Here is a 17,080-nt window from a genome sequence, read left to right as displayed (position 1 = left end):
CATGAGACTCGCACTGCCGACCTTCCTGAAGACGACGACGTTCAAACTGGCGCTGATCTACAGCGCCATGTTTGCGGCGTTTTCGGCTGCGTTGCTGGTCTATCTCTATTATTCGACGGTCTACTATATCCGCACGGAGAGCGAGCGGCGGATGGATCTCGAATTCGAGCAGCTTGGAAACGCCTATTTCACAGGCGGAATGGAGCGTCTCAGCCAGTCCGTTCTGGAGCGGATGACGCGCACCGGCTCTACCTATTTCTACTATCTTGAAGACTCTTCGGGCCGAAAGATTGCGGGCCATTTCGGGCGGATGCCGACGGCGCCGCCAGCAGCAGACGTGCAGACCGTTTATTTCGAGTTCCGCCAGCAGGAGCCGGACGGAACCGAGATCCTGCGGCAGGCAGCAGGTCGTATCGTGCGCCTGCGCGACAATGGTGGTGCTTTGCTGGTGGCATTTGACACCGAACAGCAGACGGCGATTGTGGGGCGCATACAGCGCGCAATCTTCATTGCCGCTCCCATCGGGTTGGTCTTCTCATTGCTGGGGGGAATCCTGATTTCGCGCGGAGCCGCGCGACGGGCAGATGAACTCGCGCGGACGGCCGAGGCCGTGATGGGCGGGGAATTGGGCAGGCGCGCACCCGTGCGCGGATCTGGCGACGAATTCGACCGGCTGGCGTCCCGGCTGAATGCCATGCTCGACCAGATCGAGAAGCTGGTGGATTCTACGCGCCATACCGGGAACGCAATTGCGCATGACCTGCGCTCGCCGCTCTCGCGCCTTCGCAATCGACTGGAGATCGCCCTGTCCGAACCGATGTCACGCGAAAGCGCCGAGGCTACTCTGGAAGTGACGGTCGAGGAGGTGGACCGGGTGCTCGGCACGTTCAACGCAATCCTCCGCCTTGCGCGGTTGGAAGCGGGCGCGGAAGGCGAGCGTGTACGGATGGACGTGTCGGAACTCGGCGAAGAACTGGCCGAACTCTTCGACCCGGCCTGCGAGGAAGCGGGACTTTCCTTCAAGAGCCAGATTTCTCGCAACCTTACCATTCTTGCGGATCGTGACCTTGTGGGTCAGGCCTTGTCAAACTTGCTCGACAATGCCGTGAAGTACACGCCCGAAGGCGGTGCCATCACATTCTCCATTACGCGCGGCCCGAATGGCACCGTCGATATGACTGTTGTGGATTCCGGGCCCGGTGTCCCGGAGGACTCGCGCGAACTCGTCGTACAGCGCTTCCAGCGTATGGATTCGGCGCGCACTCAGCCTGGATCCGGCCTTGGTCTCGCGCTCGTCGATTCCGTGGCAGACATGCATGGCGGCAGTTTGATCCTGAGTGATGCGGGCGGCGATCCGGACATGCCGGGTCTGAAGGCCACGCTGCGCCTGCCGAGAGTGTGATGCCCGTATGCTGACGATCCTGCCAATCGCAGATACCGCCGAAGCCGCGCTGGAGCGGGCTCTGCCAGCGGCGCCCTATTTGCGGCGCCTGCATGAGACGGGCGTGCGCGGGCATTGGCGCGATGCCTTGCAGGCCGTCAGGGATATTCCAGCCGATTTGCCCGAAGCCGATGTCATGGCAACCATGCGCAAGGCCAAGGCGCAACTGCATCTATCGCTCGCAGCAGAAGACCTGGCCGGCGTGTTGCCGGTGATGGGTGTGACGCGCGCGCTCAGCGAGTTTGCCGAAGAGTGCCTTGAAGCAGTATTGCGTGCGTCTCTCGCCAAACGGGAGCTTGGCGGCGCGGGCATCTTCGCGGTCGCCCTTGGCAAGATGGGCGCGTATGAGCTGAACTATTCCAGCGATATCGATATCTGCGTGTTCTATGAGCCGGGTGTGTTCATGGACGGTGACTTTTCCGCCGGGGAGACCGCACAGCGTATCGCACGGGACCTCGTCCGCATGATGCAGGAAGCGACGGGTGACGGTTATGTGTTCCGAACCGACCTTCGATTGCGGCCCGATCCGTCGTCGACGCCCCTGGCGGTCTCAACGAAGATGGCGGACCTTTACTATGAGAGTGTGGGTCAGAACTGGGAGCGGATGGTCTGGATCAAGGCGCGTCCGACCGCCGGAGACCATGCGAGTGCGGACCGTTTCCTGAAAATCCTGCAGCCTTTTGTCTGGCGCCGTAATCTCGACTATTGGGCGATTGGCGACATCCAGGCCATCAAGCGGATGATCAACAGCAAAGTAGGGCGCGCCGATTTCGAGACCGTCTCGCCGGATGTGAAGCTGGGGCCGGGCGGTATTCGCGAGATCGAATTCTTTGCCCAGACGCAACAATTGATCCTTGGTGGGCGACAGTCGGAACTGCGCGATAATTCCACGCTCGGCGCGCTCGCCGCGCTAACGGGTGCAGGTGTGGTCGAACGCAACACGGCCGAGGAATTGGAGACGGCCTATCTCGCCTTGCGCAATCTGGAGCACAGGGTCCAGATGCGCCGCGACGAGCAGACCCATACCGTCCCGGCGGGCGAAGATGACCGCAAGGACGTGGCCATGCTTTGTGGCTATGCCGATCTTGCCTCATTCGACCGGGACTTGCAGGCCACACGCCGCTGCGTTCAGGCGCACTATGACGGTTTGTTTGCTCATGAAGACCGGGCACTGGACGCCAGTCCGCTTGGCAATCTTGTCTTCACGGGTGTTGATGATGATCCGGGGACGATTGAAACGCTTGCTTCGCTGGGCTTCAGCAACCCAAGCGCGGCCATTGAGTCGATCCGGTCCTGGCATCGGGGGCGCGTGCCAGCAACGCGCACGGCCCGGGGCCGGGAACTGCTGACAGCCTTGCTGCCAAGCATGCTGGAAGCGATGGGCAAGACGGGTGAGCCTGATGAGGCGTTTCGCTGGTTCTCGCGTTTCTTCGAAGGGATGTCCTCTGGCGTGCAGACGCTGTCCATGCTGTTGGCGGAGCAGACCCTGCTGGATGACCTTGTATCCACGCTCGCGCTCGCGCCACGCCTCGCGCAGATTCTGTCACGCCGCCCCGACCTGTTGGAAGCCTTGGTCAGTCGTCAGGAACCGCCACGTCCGGTGATTGACGACACGGTCAGTTTCGATGGCGCGCTGGATGCGTGGCGACGCTACCACCGGGAACAGAATTTCCTGATCGGGCACCGCTTGTTGCATGGCCTGATCAATGCGCGCGATGCCGGGGCGCACTGGTCAGACCTTGCCGATGAGACCATTCAGGAAATGGCCAGCGCCGCTGAGTGTGAAACCGAGGACCGCTATGGTCCGCGGCCGGGCAGTTGGGCCATCTTTGCCATGGGTAAGCTGGGCGGGCGGGAACTGACGGCCGGGTCCGATCTCGACATTATCGTGATCTACGACGCAGACCCGATGGTGGCGCAGACCTGGTACACGCGATTTACGCAGCGCCTGATAACGGCCTTGACGGCTCCCACAGCTGAGGGGGATCTTTACGAAGTCGACATGCGATTGCGGCCTTCCGGCGGCGCCGGACCCGTTGCGGTCAGCGTGCCGGCTTTCGAGCGCTACCAAAATCATGATGCCTGGACCTGGGAGCATATGGCGCTGACCCGCCTGCGACCGGTCACGGGCGACGAGGCGCTCTGCTATCGCATCATGAAGATCGCCTGCGAAGCTATCGTCGCGCGCGCGGGCAAGACGGATGGTACGATCTCACAGGACGTGGCGGACATGCGCCAGAGGCTCTATCGCGAGAAGCCGGGGACAGGCCTTTGGGACCTGAAGACGGCCGAAGGCGGACTGGTGGATGCCGAGTTTGTCGTTCAGCGCGACATGCTGTTGCGTGGCGAACCGGATGCGATCCGTTCCAATACGCGCGAGGCGATTTCCTGCTCGTCGCTTCCGGAGGCGGAAAGGACGTTACTTGAAGAGGGAGTCACCTTTCTTCAGTCGCTCCAGCAGGTTCACAGATTGGCGCTCGGCAGCGAAATGGCGGGCGGGCACATACCGGAAGGCTTGAAGGACAGGCTCTGTCGATCGGTGGATATGGAGACATTCGACGCGCTTGAGGCAGAAATTTCCTCAGTGAAATCAAAGATTCACATGCTGGCGGTGAAAAAACTTCAGCTTTGAGCGACGGAAACTCCGGGCCAACCCGTTCAATACGCGATGGGTGAGTAAAACAAACGGAGTTTTCTCAATGAAACGTACTACGATTGCAACCGCTTCGATCGCCGCCATTGCGGCCCTGGCCCTGCCAATGATCGCCATTGCCCAACCGGGCGACGGTCATCGCGGCAAGGGACATCACGGCCAACGCGGCAATATGGAAGCCATGATTGCTGAAATCGATACCAATGGCGATGGAGACCTCTCCAAGGCAGAAATCGATGCGCACCGCGCTGCGAGATTTGCAGAGGTTGACGCCAATGGCGATGGCGCCGTGACGCAAGCCGAACTGGATGCGCATCACGAAGCCAAGCGCGCTGAACGTATGGCGGAACGCAAGGCCAAGATGTTCGCGAAGCTGGACACTGACGGTAACGGCACGATCAGCGCCGAGGAGTTTGCCAGCAAGGAACGTCCCGGCTTTGACAAGGTCGATGCCGATGGCGATGGCATTGTGACGAAGGAAGAAATGGACGCCATGAAGTCGAAGATGAAAGATCGTCGCGGCGGTAAGCACAAGCGCGGCGACGGCCCGCAGCCTGAATAAGGACGACCTCCCGATGGGCCGGAAGCCAGAGATGTATCAACGTGATTTACCGCGATATGACGATGTTCTTCCGGCCCGTTTTCGGTTAAGTCCTCTGCCTTGGCTTTCAGTTCAGACCTCGACCGGATCACACGAGCAGCAGCGGGCGACCCCGCTGCTGTCTCCAGCCTTGTCGACCGCTACAGCAGCGGCGTCCTTGCCTTGGCAACGCGCATGCTCGGCGACCCTTCAGAGGCTGAAGACGTGACACAGGAAACCTTCCTCCGCGCCTGGAAGGCGCTGCCGGGATGGGAACCGCGTGCGAAATTCTCAACCTGGCTGCACCGGGTTGCCCTGAATCTCTGTTACGATCGGCTGCGCAAGCGCCGTGAAGTGACCATGGAACACCTGCCGGAGCGCACTGATCCGGCCATGACCCCGGCAGAATTGCTGGATCAGTCCCAGCGGGTCCGTGCGGTGGAAGATGCAATCTCCCACTTGCCGGAACGCCAGGCCGCAGCATTGACGCTATGCGCCCTGCAGGGACATTCTCAAGCCGAAGCCGCAGACATCATGGATGTCAGCGTGGAGGCACTGGAAAGTTTGCTGGCACGTGCACGACGCACGCTTCGCGACAGCCTGTTGGAGAGGGCCGCATCATGAGCGGACAATTGATTTCAGACGACCGGATCCTGGCCCTGATCGAGACCTATGGGGCCGATCCCCACATGTTTCCCGAGGAAGAGCGGGCGGCTGCCCGTGCGCGCATGAAGGCGCATCCAGAACATTTTTCTGTTGCAATTGCCGCTGCCCGCGAGATTGATGCCCTTTTGGGTGAGGTCCCGGATGTTGTGACCTCTGAGAGTTTGCGCGACGCCTTGATCGCGTCTGCGCCAAAGGCGGCCCCTGCACGCAAATCCGGCTGGAAGTTGCCGGTCTGGATTCCCGCAGGCGCGTTGGCATCGCTGACGGTCGGTGTGTTCGCCGGTATGAGCGTAGCCCAACCGATCACGACGCAGGACGAGCAGGCCGAAGCGGCAGTTTATGCTGCGCTTGGATTTGATACGTACACACTGGTACTGGAAGATGAGGCGACGCAATGAATGAGACCCCGGCCCGAGCGCCGCGCCGAATTTCTTTCTGGATGACGATTTCCCTGTTGTTCAACCTGCTCCTGTTGGGGCTGGTTGTTGGCATGCTGGTGCGCCATATACCTGATCGTGGCCATCGTGAAGAGCGGCCCCGGTTGGCCCAAGACATAGATACTGAAACACGCCGGGCTATGTTTGGCCTGATGCGGGAATCCTATCGCGAATCCCGAACAGAACGCGATGCGCGCAATGCGGTGCGTGCGCAATTGGCAGACGCGCTGAAGGCGGATCCTTTCGATGCGGAGGCCGTCCGCGCGGCATTTGCCGATCTGCGCGCGGCGGAGGGGTCGGTTCATGCGGCCACGCATAAGGCGATGATTGCCCGGCTCGAAGCGCTTCCCCCAGAGCAGCGCCGTGCCATGGCCGACATGCTGGCCCGTGGGCCGGAACGGGACCGGCGCAATCGCCGGAATTCGCGCCCGCCCAAAGACTAGGGGTTTTCTTCTGACCGCGGGCGCTCCAGACTGCCTTGAAACAGGAGGGCAGGATGAAGGAATATGCGGCGTTTGATGCGATGGGGTTGGCCGAACTGGTCCGCGCCGGTGAAGTCTCTTCAAAAGAATTGCTGGACGAGGCAGTGTCGCGGGCCCATGCCGCGCAGTCTGAACTGAATTGCTTTTCCAGCCTTTATCCCGACCTTGCCGAAGCCCAGCTGGCAGACTTGCCCACTGACGGGCCGTTTGCCGGCGTGCCTTTCATCACCAAGGATCTCGCCGTGATGATCGATGGCGCGCCTCTGACCAATGGGTCAGTCAGCTGGAAGGGGCATGTCTCGTCGCAGGATTCGGTGCTGACGGAACGCTATCGCAAGGCGGGGCTCGTCATGTTCGGCCAGACGACCAGTCCCGAATTCGGCCTGACTACAACCACCGAGTCCACGCTCTATGGCCAGACGCGCAATCCGTGGGATGTGACGCGCACATCGGGTGGCTCGTCGGGCGGGGCATCGGCGGCTGTCGCTGCAGGCGTCGTGCCATTGGCGCAGGCGAGTGATGGTGGGGGCTCAATCCGCATTCCAGCCGCCTGCACCGGTCTGTTTGGCATGAAGCCGTCGCGCGGGCGCACGCCGATGGGGCCTCTTCAGACTGAAGGCTGGAACGGTATGTCTACGGTTCACGCCGTCAGCCGCACGGTGCGTGACAATGCGGCCTTGCTGGACGCCTCACATGGCCGCGAGACTGGCAGCCGCTATGTGGCACCAACTCCGGAGGGCTCCTTCCTGGAGGCCGTGTCGCGAGACCCTGTGCCGCTGAAGATCGCACTTTGGCGTACCGCGCCGAATGGCACCGAATTGAGCCCCGAAGCAGCCGAGGGTCTGACGGCAACGGGGCATCTGCTGGAAAGCCTCGGCCACACTGTGGTTGAAGCCGCGCCTGTACTGAACGGGGAGGAGTTGGGCAAGGCGGCGCTGTTCACCATCTCCGCCAATGTCGCCGCCGCGATTGATGCGCGCTCGGTGATGCTCGGCTGCGACGTGCGCGAGGACGAGCTGGAGCCGATTACGTTTGCGATGGCCAATCTGGGTCGGACCGTACCGATGATGGAGCTGGCGCGTGCGAACAATTTGTTCAATGCGGCGGCAATCACTTTTGAACGCTTCCTGGATGATCAGAAGCTCGACCTGATCCTGACGCCAACCCTGTTCCGCCCGCCAGAGAAATTGGGTGTGCTCGCACTGACGGCCTCCCCCGAGCAAATGAATGCAGCCGTGTCGACTTTTGCGCCGCTCTGTCCATTGTTCAACCAGATCGGCGCACCGGCCATGTCGGTGCCGCTGCACTGGACGGACCCGACCGAAACTGCGCCGCAGGGGCTGCCGCTTGGCATGATGTTTGGCGGGCGCTGTGGCAGCGAAGAATTACTGTACTCCCTCGCCGGACAGTTGGAGCGCGCCGACCCTTGGGTCGACCGTTTCCCACCTGTATGGGTTGGGTAGAGCGGCCAGATGAGCGAGTTCACGACACATCAGGGCGGATGCCATTGCGGCGCAGTGCGGTTTGAGGTGGACCTGCCGGCAGCCTTTGAGGTCGAGGACTGCAATTGCTCGATCTGCGCGATGAGCGGCAATATTCACGTGATCGTGCCGGCCAGCCGCTTTCGCCTTCTTCAGGGGGCGGAGAACCTTGCCGAATACACTTTCAACACAGGCGGTGCGAAGCATCGCTTCTGCAGGACATGCGGCATCAAGAGCTTCTATGTGCCCCGCTCAAACCAGGATGGGTTTGCCGTGACATGGCGGTGTATCGATAACTGGCAGGCGCTGGACGTGACGGTGAATGCGTTCGATGGTCAGAATTGGGAGGCCAATGCCGCAGCATTGGCCCACAAGTCGAAGGACTAGCCAGCCGTAACGGCGGTGCCGGAGACGGCGACCATCATCATGGAGCCATTCTGGCCGATGACCGTGTAGTCAAATTTCGCGCCGACAATCGCATTCGCGCCGAGCTTGCGGGCTTCTTCGATCATCTCGTCCATGGCGCCATCGCGGGTTTCCCGCAGCGTACTCTCATAGGCATTGGACCGGCCGCCAACGAGATTGGTGAAGCTGGCAAGGATGTCCTTGCCAAGATGCGCGCCAATCACGACCTCGCCGCAGACAATGCCGCGATATTCTGTGATCTCATGGCCCTGCAGGGTCGGAGTGGTGGAAACGATCATGTCTTGCTCCATTATTATTGTTTATCAATAATAACTGGGGTGGGCCGAGTGGTTTTCAAGAGGTTTTTCCTTTCAGAAAAAGCGCCTTGATTGGTTTTGCGCACAATTCGATGACAGAGGGGCGGGGCGCAACTGCAAATTTGTGCGCAAAAAGGCCGCCCCAAAGAAGCACGATCGACAACCCTGCTAGGCGGCTGTCCAAAGGATGCAGAAATGCGTGCAGACCGGCACTCGCCGCAGCCACCAAGATCAGGACACAGCTAACGGAAGCGACATCCGCAAGGATTTCCTCCGCGGCTGTTGGCTTCCGGTCCAATTCCTATTCCGCCGCCGTCTTCGATCCATCGTCTCCGTCCAGCACTTCCAGCATCTTGATGGCGCTGTCGGCGATGACGGTGCCCGGTGGGAAGATGGCCGAAGCACCGGCGGCGTAGAGCGCATCGAAATCCTGTGGCGGAATCACGCCGCCGACAATGATCTGCGTGTGCGCCGCGCCTTCATTGCCGAGCGCACGTTTCAGTTCCGGCACAAGCGTGAGGTGGCCCGCCGCGAGCGAGGAGGCGGCGACAATGTCGACCCCGGCCTTGCGGGCATCGGCGGCGGCCTCTTCCGGTGTCTGGAACAGCGGGCCGATCTCGACATCCCAGCCGAGGTCCATCAGAGCGGAGGCGACAACCTTCTGTCCACGGTCATGCCCATCCTGGCCCATCTTGGCGATGTAGACCTTCGGCTTGCGGCCATGCTTCTTTTCGAACGCCGAGGCGAGGGTTGCAGCGGCCTCGGCCTTGTCGTCGCCCTTCACGCCGCCGCCATAGACGCCCTTGATGGAGCGGATGACGGCCTGGTGGCGGCCCTGGCTGCGCTCAACGGCTTCGGAAATCTCGCCCACAGTCGCCTTGGCGCGGGCGGCATCCACGGCCAGCGCGAGCAAATTGCCTTCGGTGCCAGCGGCGGCCTTGGCAATCGCGTCGAGCTTGGCAGTGACCTCTGCCTCGTCGCGTTCGGATTTCAGGCGAGCCAGTTTGTCCAGCTGCATGCGGCGTACGGCGGCATTGTCCACCTTCAGCACAGGCACGTCTTCTTCCTCGTCCAGAAGGAATTTGTTCACCCCGACCACGGTCTGCGTGCCGCTGTCGATGCGGGCCTGCGTATTGGCGGCGGCCTCTTCAATGCGCAGCTTGGGCAGGCCTTCCTCGATGGCCTTGGCCATGCCGCCCATCTTTTCGACTTCGGCGATGTGGGCGAGGGCCTTTTCGGCAAGGTCGTGCGTCAGGCGTTCGACATAGTAGGAGCCGCCCCACATGTCGATTGTCTGGCAGGCGCCGCCTTCCTGTTGCAGGAAAAGCTGCGTGTTGCGGCTGATCCGGGCGGAGAAGTCGGTTGGCAGGGCGAGGGCCTCATCGAAGCTGTTCGTGTGCAGCGACTGGGTCTGGCCGCCTGTGGCTGCAATGGCCTCAAGGCAGGTGCGGATGACATTGTTGTAGACGTCCTGCGCGGTCAGGGACCAGCCGGAGGTCTGCGAATGTGTCCGCAGACTGAGAGATTTTGGGTTCTTCGGGTTGAACTCTTCCTTGACGAGCTTCGCCCAGAGCAGTCGGGCGGCCCGCATCTTGGCGACTTCCATGAAAGTGTTCATGCCGATGGCCCAGAAGAAGGACAGGCGCGGCGCAAACGCGTCGACGTCCAGCCCGGCGGCGACCCCGGCGCGGATATATTCAATACCGTCGGCGAGCGTGTAGGCCAGCTCGAGGTCTGCCGAGGCGCCCGCTTCCTGCATGTGATAGCCGGAGATTGAGATCGAATTGAATTTCGGCATGTTCTGCGAGGTATAGGCGAAGATGTCCGAAATGATCCGCATCGACGGCTTGGGCGGATAGATGTAGGTGTTCCGTACCATGAACTCTTTCAGAATGTCATTCTGAATGGTTCCGGCGAGCTTTTCCGGGCCGACGCCCTGTTCCTCGGCGGCGACGATGTAGAGCGCGAGGATAGGCAGGACCGCGCCATTCATCGTCATGGAGACAGACATCTTGTCCAGCGGAATGCCGGAGAAGAGGGTGCGCATGTCATAGATTGAGTCGATGGCGACGCCCGCCATGCCGACATCCCCGGACACGCGGACATGATCAGAATCATAACCCCGGTGTGTGGCCAGGTCGAAGGCGACGGAGAGGCCTTTCTGACCGGCGGCGAGGTTGCGGCGATAGAAGGCGTTGGAGTCTTCTGCGGTCGAGAAGCCTGCATACTGACGAACCGTCCAGGGCTGGTTCGTGTACATGGTCGGGTAGGGGCCGCGTCCGAATGGGGCAAGGCCCGGATAATCATCCAGGAAGTCGAGCCCCTTGCGGTCGTCGGCGGTATAGGCGGTCTTTACTTCGACGCCTTCCGGGGTCTCCCAGGCTTCGCCAAGCTTTGGCGCAGCGGCTTTCGCATGAGGCGTGCCAAGGTCGAGTTTTGTGAAGTCAGGAAATTGGGTCATCTTTCGTGATCCCTTCTGTTCAAGATATTCTTGATAAGCTTGATTTCCAGTTCTGCATTTTTCGCCGAAACTGGCAGTTTTCTGAATTTGATTGTATGCCAGGCGGCCAGGACGAAGAGTGGTGCAAACACGGAACCCAGGATGATGTTTTCCGTGACAGGCGCCAGTTCGATGCCGAACGCGTCATAGTGTGTGATCACGACGGCGGGGGTAGCGAGCACGAGGAACGCAATTGCCCAACGCCGGTCTATCCGGTCGCGCGATTGTATTGCCACGCCGGATGTCTCCAAAAACTCGACGCGCCGACGGAGTTCCGAGTCCGACGGCAGCCGTCCTGATTCTCCCCGCAGACGATCCTCAACCTCAGCCATCCGCTTTCGCTCGGATGCGCTGAGATCGGGAAAGTCCATGTACGTGAGTATGCTCACTACTAAAGCCCCAGTTCTGTGTGGGCAAGTTTCAGCGTGTGCAGCACATCGCAGCCCATGAAGATGTTGGAATCGATGCTGTCGCCTTCGAACTTGCCAGCCAGCCAGACATGCAGCGCGCCTGCGGCTTTCAGCGCCTTGGCGGTCTCGACGGCTTCGTCCTCATAGCGCGCATCGGCGCCGCAGATGCAGGCAATCTTGCTGCCGGAGGCCTTGAGCGCGGCGGCCGCTTCAGACGGGGATTGCGGCGGCACAGGCGGCTGCGTCGCCTCAAGGCCACCAGCGGCGAAGAGGTTGCGCGCGAAATCCGCGCGCGCATTGTGCTCGGCAATCGGGCCGAGCGTGGCAAGGAAGATGGTCGGCCGCTTGGGCGCAGCGCTCGCTGCATCGCGCAAGGCTTCATACTCTTCGGCAAGACGGATGCGCGGCAGAGCGTCTGCGGTGGCGTCGGCCTCGTCGGCGGGCAGGTCCACTTTCACGAAATGGGCGAAGCCTTCAGCGGAAACGCCATCCTTTGGCGTGACCGTTGGCATGTCGGCTATGGGCGCGGTGATCTCGTCGAGCAGCGGGAACTCGCTGACGCCCGTGATCGGCACCTTGCGTTTCGCAATGTCCTTGGCGCGTGCCTCGCGCACATCTGCGATACGTTTCTGAAACGCGCCGGAAACCAGCGTCTCGGCATAGCCGCCTTCGGCTTCTATGGTCTGGAACTCTTTCCACGCCGCTTCGGCGAGGTCGTCTGCAAAGCTTTCTGTGAACCAGGCGCCGCCGGTCGGGTCGGCCACGCGGCCAAGCTGGCTTTCTTCCATGGCGATGATCTGGGTGTTGCGCGCGATGCGCCGGCCCAGCTCTTCCGGAATGCCGAGCGCCTCGTTGAAGGGGCGGATCGTCATGATGTCTGCGCCGCCGACGGCTCCTGCAAAGGCTGCCGCCGTATTGCGCAGCATGTTGGTCCACGCATCATAGCGCGTCAGCATGCGACCCGATGAAACGGCCTGAAGACGCATCGGAACGGCTTGCTGATCCATCGCATCCAGAATGCGTGCCCAGAGACGCCTTGCCGCGCGCAGTTTTGCGACGCCGAGCCCGTAATTGCCATCAAGGGCCAGCGCGAAACTCATGCGCGGAATGAGCGCGGAAATGTCCGTGCGGTTGTCGAGCCGGCGCAGCGTGTCCACGGCGCTGGCGATCAGCGCGGCGAGTTCCTGCGCGTCTGAGCCGCCGGCCTCATGCACCATGCGCGCATCGATGCGGATCAGGCTCGCTTCGGGATAGGCTTCACCAAGACCGGTGGCCGCCGCCGACAGGCGCGCAAAGGCCGGGTTGAGCCCGCCCTTGAGCACGCCGGTGCGCGCAAGGCAGCCGAGCGGATCCATGTTGAAATCGAATTTCAGGCATGCAGGAGAGTCCTGCTCCTGTCCCCATAGGCCGAGTAACGTTGCCGCCGTGACACCCGAGCCACCACCATGATCCAGCGCGATGGTGGCGATGTCGGCGCGCAGGCCTTTCAGTGCGGTGCGCAGATCGTCCAAGGTCGTGATCTGGATGCCGTGTGCGCCCGTGCAGTCGAGTTTGAGTTCGACGGACATGACGCCGCGCTCAAGATCGCGCAGCAGTTCTTCATGGGTTGCCGCGGGCGAGGGATGGGCAAAGGCTTGTCGGATATCCCAGGGCATGAACCGGTCCGGTGCGGCCGTAGCCCCGCGTAGATAGGGTGCCTTGCCCGGCGTGCCGCGCGGGTCGGTCGCGGAATCAAAGTCGCTTTCCCGGTAAAGCGGGTGAATTGCCAGGCCATCCACGGTCTTGCGTGTGATGGACTCAATACCGCGGCCCTTAAGGACCTTGTCGACACTTGCGAGCCATTCGGCTTCGGTTGCGTCGGGAAACCCGCTGCTCAGGGGAAGGAGATCGTCTGCCATGACGGGGATTTAGTCTGAACTGGGGGGGCTTGTGAACTGGTGACTGAAGGTCAGGGACGTTTGGTCGCTTGACTCGGATGACACAAAGCGTGAGAATGAGAACAATTCGCAAATGAGGAGTGAGTCATGTCCGCCGAACTCTTGAGGTTTCCAGCCACTGCCCAGACAGAAATGCCTGAGGGGATGCGCCACGAAGCGTTGAGAGACTGGATGGAAACGCACACACGTATTCTCGGCTTCTGGATGGATCGTCTCATCGAGGACGGCGATTCAGAAGACATCGTATCCATGCTTCATCGCCAGCAAAGCTGGCTGGCCATGATGCAGGGCCGGCTGGTCCGGGGTTGAGGGATCCCTGGCCAGCCGGAAATTCTTTCCACGCCAACAAAAAAAGCCGGTGCAGGGCAATCCGCACCGGCTTTTCATTGAGGAGGTTGGACGCGGTTACTCGCCCGGCATTGGGTCGACAGGGTCAAACGTGCCGTCCTCATTAAGGGTCAGCTCTGCGATCTTCACATTGCGGAGATGGCTTTTCCCTGACAGCTGAACGTCATGATAGGCAAGATAGTATTTGCCATTGTGCTCGAAGATCGAGTGATGGTTGGTCCAGCCTTCCACGGGTTGGTTGATCACGCCCTGATAGGTGAACGGGCCGTACGGGTTGTCGCCCGTCGCGTATACGATCAGGTGAGTATCGCCCGTTGAATAGGACAAGTAGTAGGTGTCGCCGATCTTGTTCATCCAGGCGGCTTCGAAGAATCGGCGGTCATGATCCTTGGCTTTGATCGGATCGCCATGTTCGTCGAGGATCATCACGTCCTTCGGCGTTTCGGCGAAGGAAACCATGTCCTCGCCCATTTTGGCGATCTTCGGCATTAGCGCGACATCGTCAGGCTGGCCGGCTTCATCGTCACTGGTCAGAGGGTCATCATTGACGAGGTCCGTGTTGAGGTTCGGGTCGGCATTGTACTCGCCGGTCGCCCAGCGTTGCAGCTGCCCGCCCCAGATGCCGCCGAAATACATGTAGTATTCGCCGTCCGTGTCCTCATAGACGGTCGGATCCATGGAGTAGGAGCCTTCGATTGGCTCGGGCTCTGCGGTGAATGGCCCGGTAGGACTGTCGGAGACAGCTGCGCCAATATGGAAGACGCCATCGGCATCCTTGGCCGGGAAATAGAGATAGTATTTGCCATCCTTGTGGGCTGCGTCCGGGGCCCACATCTGCTGGGCGGCCCAGGCTACATCGTCGACATCCAGCGCGACGTCATGAATGGTCACCTCGCCGCCGACTTCGTCCATGGACAGGACGATATAGTCGCGCATGGCATACTGACTGCCAAGATCGTCTTCGGGGATGCCCGCATCATAATCATGGCTCGGATACACGTAGATGCGGCCATCATCCCAGACATGGACACTGGGGTCTGCGGTGAAGATCTCGCTGACCAGCGGCTCGTTCAAATACTTGGACTCAATTGGCTCGGCTTCAACGGTTTCGACCGGCGGCGCAGCGACTTCTGTCTCGGCGCTCGTCGTGGGCGCATCGCCAGAGCAGGCGGCCAGAGCCGCGGCAACCATGATAGCGCTACCATTCAAAAGGCTGTTTTTTCGCATTCCGTTTTCTCCCTCGGATGTTTTATTTTGAAACTGTCTTGGATGCTGGCCAGTCTGGCCCGAACCACAGCTTTGGGCAAGAGGTGTCCGCAACGTCACGCCTTGCCCAACATAGATCAAACGCTAGTTTCCGTTTACGTAAACTGCGTCCCTTTCCGTTTGAGGTAATTTCTCATGGCACTACCCCCCATTCTCCAGAATTTGCGCATCCCGGTTATCGGATCGCCGCTTTTCATCATCTCCAATCCGGAGCTTGTGATCGCCCAGTGCAAGGCCGGCGTCGTCGGCAGCTTCCCGGCGCTGAACGCGCGACCGGGCCCAGTGCTGGACGAGTGGCTGGACCGGATCACCACGGAACTGGCTGAATGGGACGAGAAGAACCCGGACCGCAAGGCCGCACCCTTCGCCGTCAACCAGATCGTCCACAAGACGAACAACCGTCTCGATCATGATGTGGAGATGTGCGTGAAGCACAAGGTGCCGATCGTGATCACCTCGCTCGGCGCGCGTCAGGAAGTGAATGACGCGATCCACTCTTATGGCGGCATTGTGCTGCACGACATCATCAATGTCGTCTTCGCGCACAAGGCGCTGGAAAAGGGCGCAGATGGCCTGATCGCGGTGTGCACCGGTGCGGGCGGCCATGCCGGCACGCTTTCGCCCTTCGCGCTGATTCAGGAAATCCGCCAGTTCTTTGATGGCCCGCTGGCCCTTTCCGGCTCCATCGCCAATGGCGGCGCGGTCGCGGCGGCACAGGCGCTGGGCGCTGACCTCGGCTATATCGGCTCGGCCTTCATCTCCTGTGACGAGGCCAATGCGGTCGACGGTTACAAGGACATGATTGTCGACTCCAAGGCGGGAGATATTGTCTATTCCAACCTGTTCACCGGCGTTCACGGAAATTATCTCGCGCCATCCATCGCCAAGGCCGGGCTTGATCCGAATGATCTGCCGGAAAGCGACCCGAGCGCGATGAATTTCGGCTCCGGCGGCAATCAGGAAGCCAAGGCGTGGAAAGACATCTGGGGCTGTGGTCAGGGCATTGGCGCAATTGACAAGCGCATGTCCACTCAGGAGTTCGTGGACAAGCTGGTGCGGGAATATGACGAGGCCCGCGCGGCGCTCGCCAAGCGCCAGGCCTTTGGAGTAGCGCCTGTCGCGGCGGAGTAAGCTCGGCGTCTCCCCGACTGAAAATTTCAAAATGCCCCTGAAGTCCCAGTGATTTCAGGGGCATTTTCTCTTGCGCGGCGATCTGAATCCGGCAGGGCCGTGGGCATGTCAGCCTTGGGACATGTTGATACGCTCTGTCTCCCTGTTCGATACGACTGGCTGGCGCTGGCCGCATTTTTCGCCGCGAGAACTTGCCTGCAGATGCAGAGGCCAGTTCTGTGATGGTGCGTACTGGCACGATCCGGAATTCCTCGATGCGCTGGAAAAACTGCGGGGGGCGGTGGGCGGTCCGCTCGTCATCAATTCGGGCCACCGCTGTCGCGGTTGGAATGCCAAAATGGGTGGCGCTGAGCATTCCATGCACAAACAGATCGCGGTTGATATCGCGCTGGATGGCCATGACCGTTTTGCACTGCTGGCGGCAGCCGAATCGCTTGGGTTCACTGGAATCGGACTTGGCCGAAGCTTCCTGCATCTGGATCGGCGGGCCCGTCCGGCACGTTGGTACTACAAGGGGAGCCGTGCGCTATGGCAGACATAGTTGGACTGGCGGCGAGTGCGGCCGGGGGCGGCGTCTTCGGCCTGCTCGGCACGGTGATCGGTCGGGCGGCGGGCTATTTCGAGCAGCGCCAGTCACAAGCGCATGAGCGGGCGCGCTGGCAGCATGAGGCAGAGCTGATCAGGTTGCACAGGCAGGCCCGGCGCGAGGAGCACGCGGCGGCGGAGCAGCTGGCCGAGACCAGCGGCAGCTGGGCGGGGCTTGCCGCCTCCCTTCAGGCCGAGGCCGCGATTGGCGACAGCTATGCCTGGGTGAATGCGGTGCGCGCCCTGACCCGGCCCGTGCTGACCTTGTTGCTGTGGCTCATCACCTGGTTGGTCTTTGTGGCCTCGCCGGAGGCCGAACAGGTCAAGATTGTGGAAACTTCCACCTTTGCCGCAACGGCAGCCACCCTCTGGTGGTTCGGCGATCGCGGAGCGCAGCGCACGGCGCGTTGACGTTCCGCATCGCGCCGGTCCATCCTGCCG

The 17,080-nt window shown here is 61.1% G+C and carries 17 protein-coding genes; 12 read left to right on the top strand and 5 right to left on the bottom strand.

The window, feature by feature from the left end; genetic code table 11:
- The first annotated feature begins 1 nt into the window (after window position 1).
- From CFA77_RS12645 to CFA77_RS12610, 8 genes are all read left to right on the top strand, one after another.
- Window positions 2-1,402: a HAMP domain-containing sensor histidine kinase gene (locus CFA77_RS12645; RefSeq protein WP_206991003.1), complete on the top strand. Its 1,401-nt coding sequence runs from the start codon at window positions 2-4 to the stop codon at window positions 1,400-1,402.
- 7 nt (window positions 1,403-1,409) lie between these two features.
- A complete protein-coding gene (locus tag CFA77_RS12640; protein ID WP_206991002.1) occupies window positions 1,410-4,073 on the top strand; it encodes a bifunctional [glutamine synthetase] adenylyltransferase/[glutamine synthetase]-adenylyl-L-tyrosine phosphorylase in 2,664 nt (887 codons plus the stop codon).
- Window positions 4,074-4,140: 67 nt separating this feature from the next.
- Window positions 4,141-4,656 carry an EF-hand domain-containing protein gene (locus CFA77_RS12635; RefSeq protein ID WP_034811216.1) on the top strand — a complete coding sequence of 172 codons (516 nt, stop codon included), beginning with the start codon at window positions 4,141-4,143 and terminating at the stop codon, window positions 4,654-4,656.
- 99 nt (window positions 4,657-4,755) lie between these two features.
- Window positions 4,756-5,298, top strand: coding sequence for an RNA polymerase sigma factor (locus CFA77_RS12630; RefSeq protein ID WP_206991001.1), 543 nt, complete (start codon window positions 4,756-4,758; stop codon window positions 5,296-5,298).
- Window positions 5,295-5,738: a hypothetical protein gene (locus tag CFA77_RS12625; protein ID WP_206991000.1), complete on the top strand. Its 444-nt coding sequence runs from the start codon at window positions 5,295-5,297 to the stop codon at window positions 5,736-5,738. Before CFA77_RS12630 ends, CFA77_RS12625 begins: the two co-directional genes overlap by 4 nt.
- A 41-nt stretch (window positions 5,739-5,779) precedes the next feature.
- Window positions 5,780-6,220: a periplasmic heavy metal sensor gene (locus CFA77_RS12620; protein ID WP_206990999.1), complete on the top strand. Its 441-nt coding sequence runs from the start codon at window positions 5,780-5,782 to the stop codon at window positions 6,218-6,220.
- 53 nt (window positions 6,221-6,273) lie between these two features.
- Window positions 6,274-7,722 carry an amidase gene (locus CFA77_RS12615; RefSeq protein WP_206990998.1) on the top strand — a complete coding sequence of 483 codons (1,449 nt, stop codon included), beginning with the start codon at window positions 6,274-6,276 and terminating at the stop codon, window positions 7,720-7,722.
- A gap of 9 nt (window positions 7,723-7,731) precedes the next feature.
- Window positions 7,732-8,127, top strand: a complete 396-nt coding sequence (locus CFA77_RS12610) for a GFA family protein (protein ID WP_206990997.1) — start codon at window positions 7,732-7,734, stop codon at window positions 8,125-8,127.
- Here the strand turns inward: CFA77_RS12610 and CFA77_RS12605 are convergent.
- The 4 genes from CFA77_RS12605 to CFA77_RS12590 form a co-directional block, all read right to left on the bottom strand.
- Entirely contained in the window at window positions 8,124-8,444 is a 321-nt protein-coding gene (locus CFA77_RS12605) for a YbjQ family protein (RefSeq protein WP_206990996.1), read from the bottom strand. The two genes, CFA77_RS12610 and CFA77_RS12605, sit on opposite strands and share 4 nt — an antisense overlap.
- Window positions 8,445-8,763: 319 nt before the next feature.
- On the bottom strand, window positions 8,764-10,923 hold the full coding sequence (scpA, locus tag CFA77_RS12600) for a methylmalonyl-CoA mutase (RefSeq protein ID WP_206990995.1): 2,160 nt from the start codon (window positions 10,921-10,923) through the stop codon (window positions 8,764-8,766).
- On the bottom strand, window positions 10,920-11,351 hold the full coding sequence (locus CFA77_RS12595; RefSeq protein WP_206990994.1) for a hypothetical protein: 432 nt from the start codon (window positions 11,349-11,351) through the stop codon (window positions 10,920-10,922). The genes scpA and CFA77_RS12595 overlap by 4 nt, the downstream gene beginning before the upstream one ends.
- Window positions 11,352-11,353: 2 nt before the next feature.
- Window positions 11,354-13,270: a methylmalonyl-CoA mutase family protein gene (locus tag CFA77_RS12590; RefSeq protein ID WP_206990993.1), complete on the bottom strand. Its 1,917-nt coding sequence runs from the start codon at window positions 13,268-13,270 to the stop codon at window positions 11,354-11,356.
- A gap of 126 nt (window positions 13,271-13,396) precedes the next feature.
- On the opposite strand from CFA77_RS12590, the gene CFA77_RS12585 reads away from it, so the two are divergent.
- Window positions 13,397-13,618: a hypothetical protein gene (locus tag CFA77_RS12585; protein WP_034811238.1), complete on the top strand. Its 222-nt coding sequence runs from the start codon at window positions 13,397-13,399 to the stop codon at window positions 13,616-13,618.
- A 96-nt stretch (window positions 13,619-13,714) separates the two neighbouring features.
- Here CFA77_RS12585 and CFA77_RS12580 read toward each other — a convergent pair whose 3' ends face one another.
- A complete protein-coding gene (locus CFA77_RS12580) occupies window positions 13,715-14,884 on the bottom strand; it encodes a glycoside hydrolase family 43 protein (protein WP_242517354.1) in 1,170 nt (389 codons plus the stop codon).
- A 174-nt stretch (window positions 14,885-15,058) separates the two neighbouring features.
- Here CFA77_RS12580 and CFA77_RS12575 point away from each other — a divergent pair, with 174 nt between their 5' ends.
- From CFA77_RS12575 to CFA77_RS12565, 3 genes are all read left to right on the top strand, one after another.
- Window positions 15,059-16,054 (top strand): nitronate monooxygenase family protein, encoded by a 996-nt coding sequence (locus CFA77_RS12575; RefSeq protein ID WP_034811240.1) that lies wholly within the window; start codon window positions 15,059-15,061, stop codon window positions 16,052-16,054.
- A gap of 121 nt (window positions 16,055-16,175) precedes the next feature.
- The gene (locus CFA77_RS12570) at window positions 16,176-16,595 is read left to right on the top strand and encodes a D-Ala-D-Ala carboxypeptidase family metallohydrolase (protein WP_206990992.1); all 420 of its coding nucleotides are present in this window, start codon (window positions 16,176-16,178) and stop codon (window positions 16,593-16,595) included.
- Window positions 16,583-17,050: a hypothetical protein gene (locus tag CFA77_RS12565; protein ID WP_206990991.1), complete on the top strand. Its 468-nt coding sequence runs from the start codon at window positions 16,583-16,585 to the stop codon at window positions 17,048-17,050. Before CFA77_RS12570 ends, CFA77_RS12565 begins: the two co-directional genes overlap by 13 nt.
- Window positions 17,051-17,080: the final 30 nt, after the last annotated feature.

It is taken from the genome of Hyphomonas sp. KY3 (assembly GCF_017309975.1).
In the GTDB taxonomy this organism is placed as follows: Bacteria; Pseudomonadota; Alphaproteobacteria; order Caulobacterales; family Hyphomonadaceae; genus Hyphomonas.
The sequence above is the reverse complement of the archived record's forward strand: the minus strand, read 5'-3'. Positions and strand labels throughout refer to the sequence as shown.

What these genes read in the sequence shown, in the direction of transcription:
- CFA77_RS12645 (WP_206991003.1), top strand. Translation starts at nt 2, where the DNA reads ATGAGACTCGCACTGCCGACCTTCCTGAAGACGACGACGTTCAAACTG.
- CFA77_RS12640 (WP_206991002.1), top strand. Translation starts at nt 1,410, where the DNA reads ATGCTGACGATCCTGCCAATCGCAGATACCGCCGAAGCCGCGCTGGAG.
- CFA77_RS12635 (WP_034811216.1), top strand. Translation starts at nt 4,141, where the DNA reads ATGAAACGTACTACGATTGCAACCGCTTCGATCGCCGCCATTGCGGCC.
- CFA77_RS12625 (WP_206991000.1), top strand. Translation starts at nt 5,295, where the DNA reads ATGAGCGGACAATTGATTTCAGACGACCGGATCCTGGCCCTGATCGAG.
- CFA77_RS12620 (WP_206990999.1), top strand. Translation starts at nt 5,780, where the DNA reads ATGACGATTTCCCTGTTGTTCAACCTGCTCCTGTTGGGGCTGGTTGTT.
- CFA77_RS12615 (WP_206990998.1), top strand. Translation starts at nt 6,274, where the DNA reads ATGAAGGAATATGCGGCGTTTGATGCGATGGGGTTGGCCGAACTGGTC.
- CFA77_RS12610 (WP_206990997.1), top strand. Translation starts at nt 7,732, where the DNA reads ATGAGCGAGTTCACGACACATCAGGGCGGATGCCATTGCGGCGCAGTG.
- CFA77_RS12605 (WP_206990996.1), bottom strand. Translation starts at nt 8,444, where the DNA reads ATGATCGTTTCCACCACTCCGACCCTGCAGGGCCATGAGATCACAGAA.
- scpA (WP_206990995.1), bottom strand. Translation starts at nt 10,923, where the DNA reads ATGACCCAATTTCCTGACTTCACAAAACTCGACCTTGGCACGCCTCAT.
- CFA77_RS12590 (WP_206990993.1), bottom strand. Translation starts at nt 13,270, where the DNA reads ATGGCAGACGATCTCCTTCCCCTGAGCAGCGGGTTTCCCGACGCAACC.
- CFA77_RS12585 (WP_034811238.1), top strand. Translation starts at nt 13,397, where the DNA reads ATGTCCGCCGAACTCTTGAGGTTTCCAGCCACTGCCCAGACAGAAATG.
- CFA77_RS12580 (WP_242517354.1), bottom strand. Translation starts at nt 14,884, where the DNA reads ATGCGAAAAAACAGCCTTTTGAATGGTAGCGCTATCATGGTTGCCGCG.
- CFA77_RS12575 (WP_034811240.1), top strand. Translation starts at nt 15,059, where the DNA reads ATGGCACTACCCCCCATTCTCCAGAATTTGCGCATCCCGGTTATCGGA.
- CFA77_RS12570 (WP_206990992.1), top strand. Translation starts at nt 16,176, where the DNA reads ATGTTGATACGCTCTGTCTCCCTGTTCGATACGACTGGCTGGCGCTGG.
- CFA77_RS12565 (WP_206990991.1), top strand. Translation starts at nt 16,583, where the DNA reads ATGGCAGACATAGTTGGACTGGCGGCGAGTGCGGCCGGGGGCGGCGTC.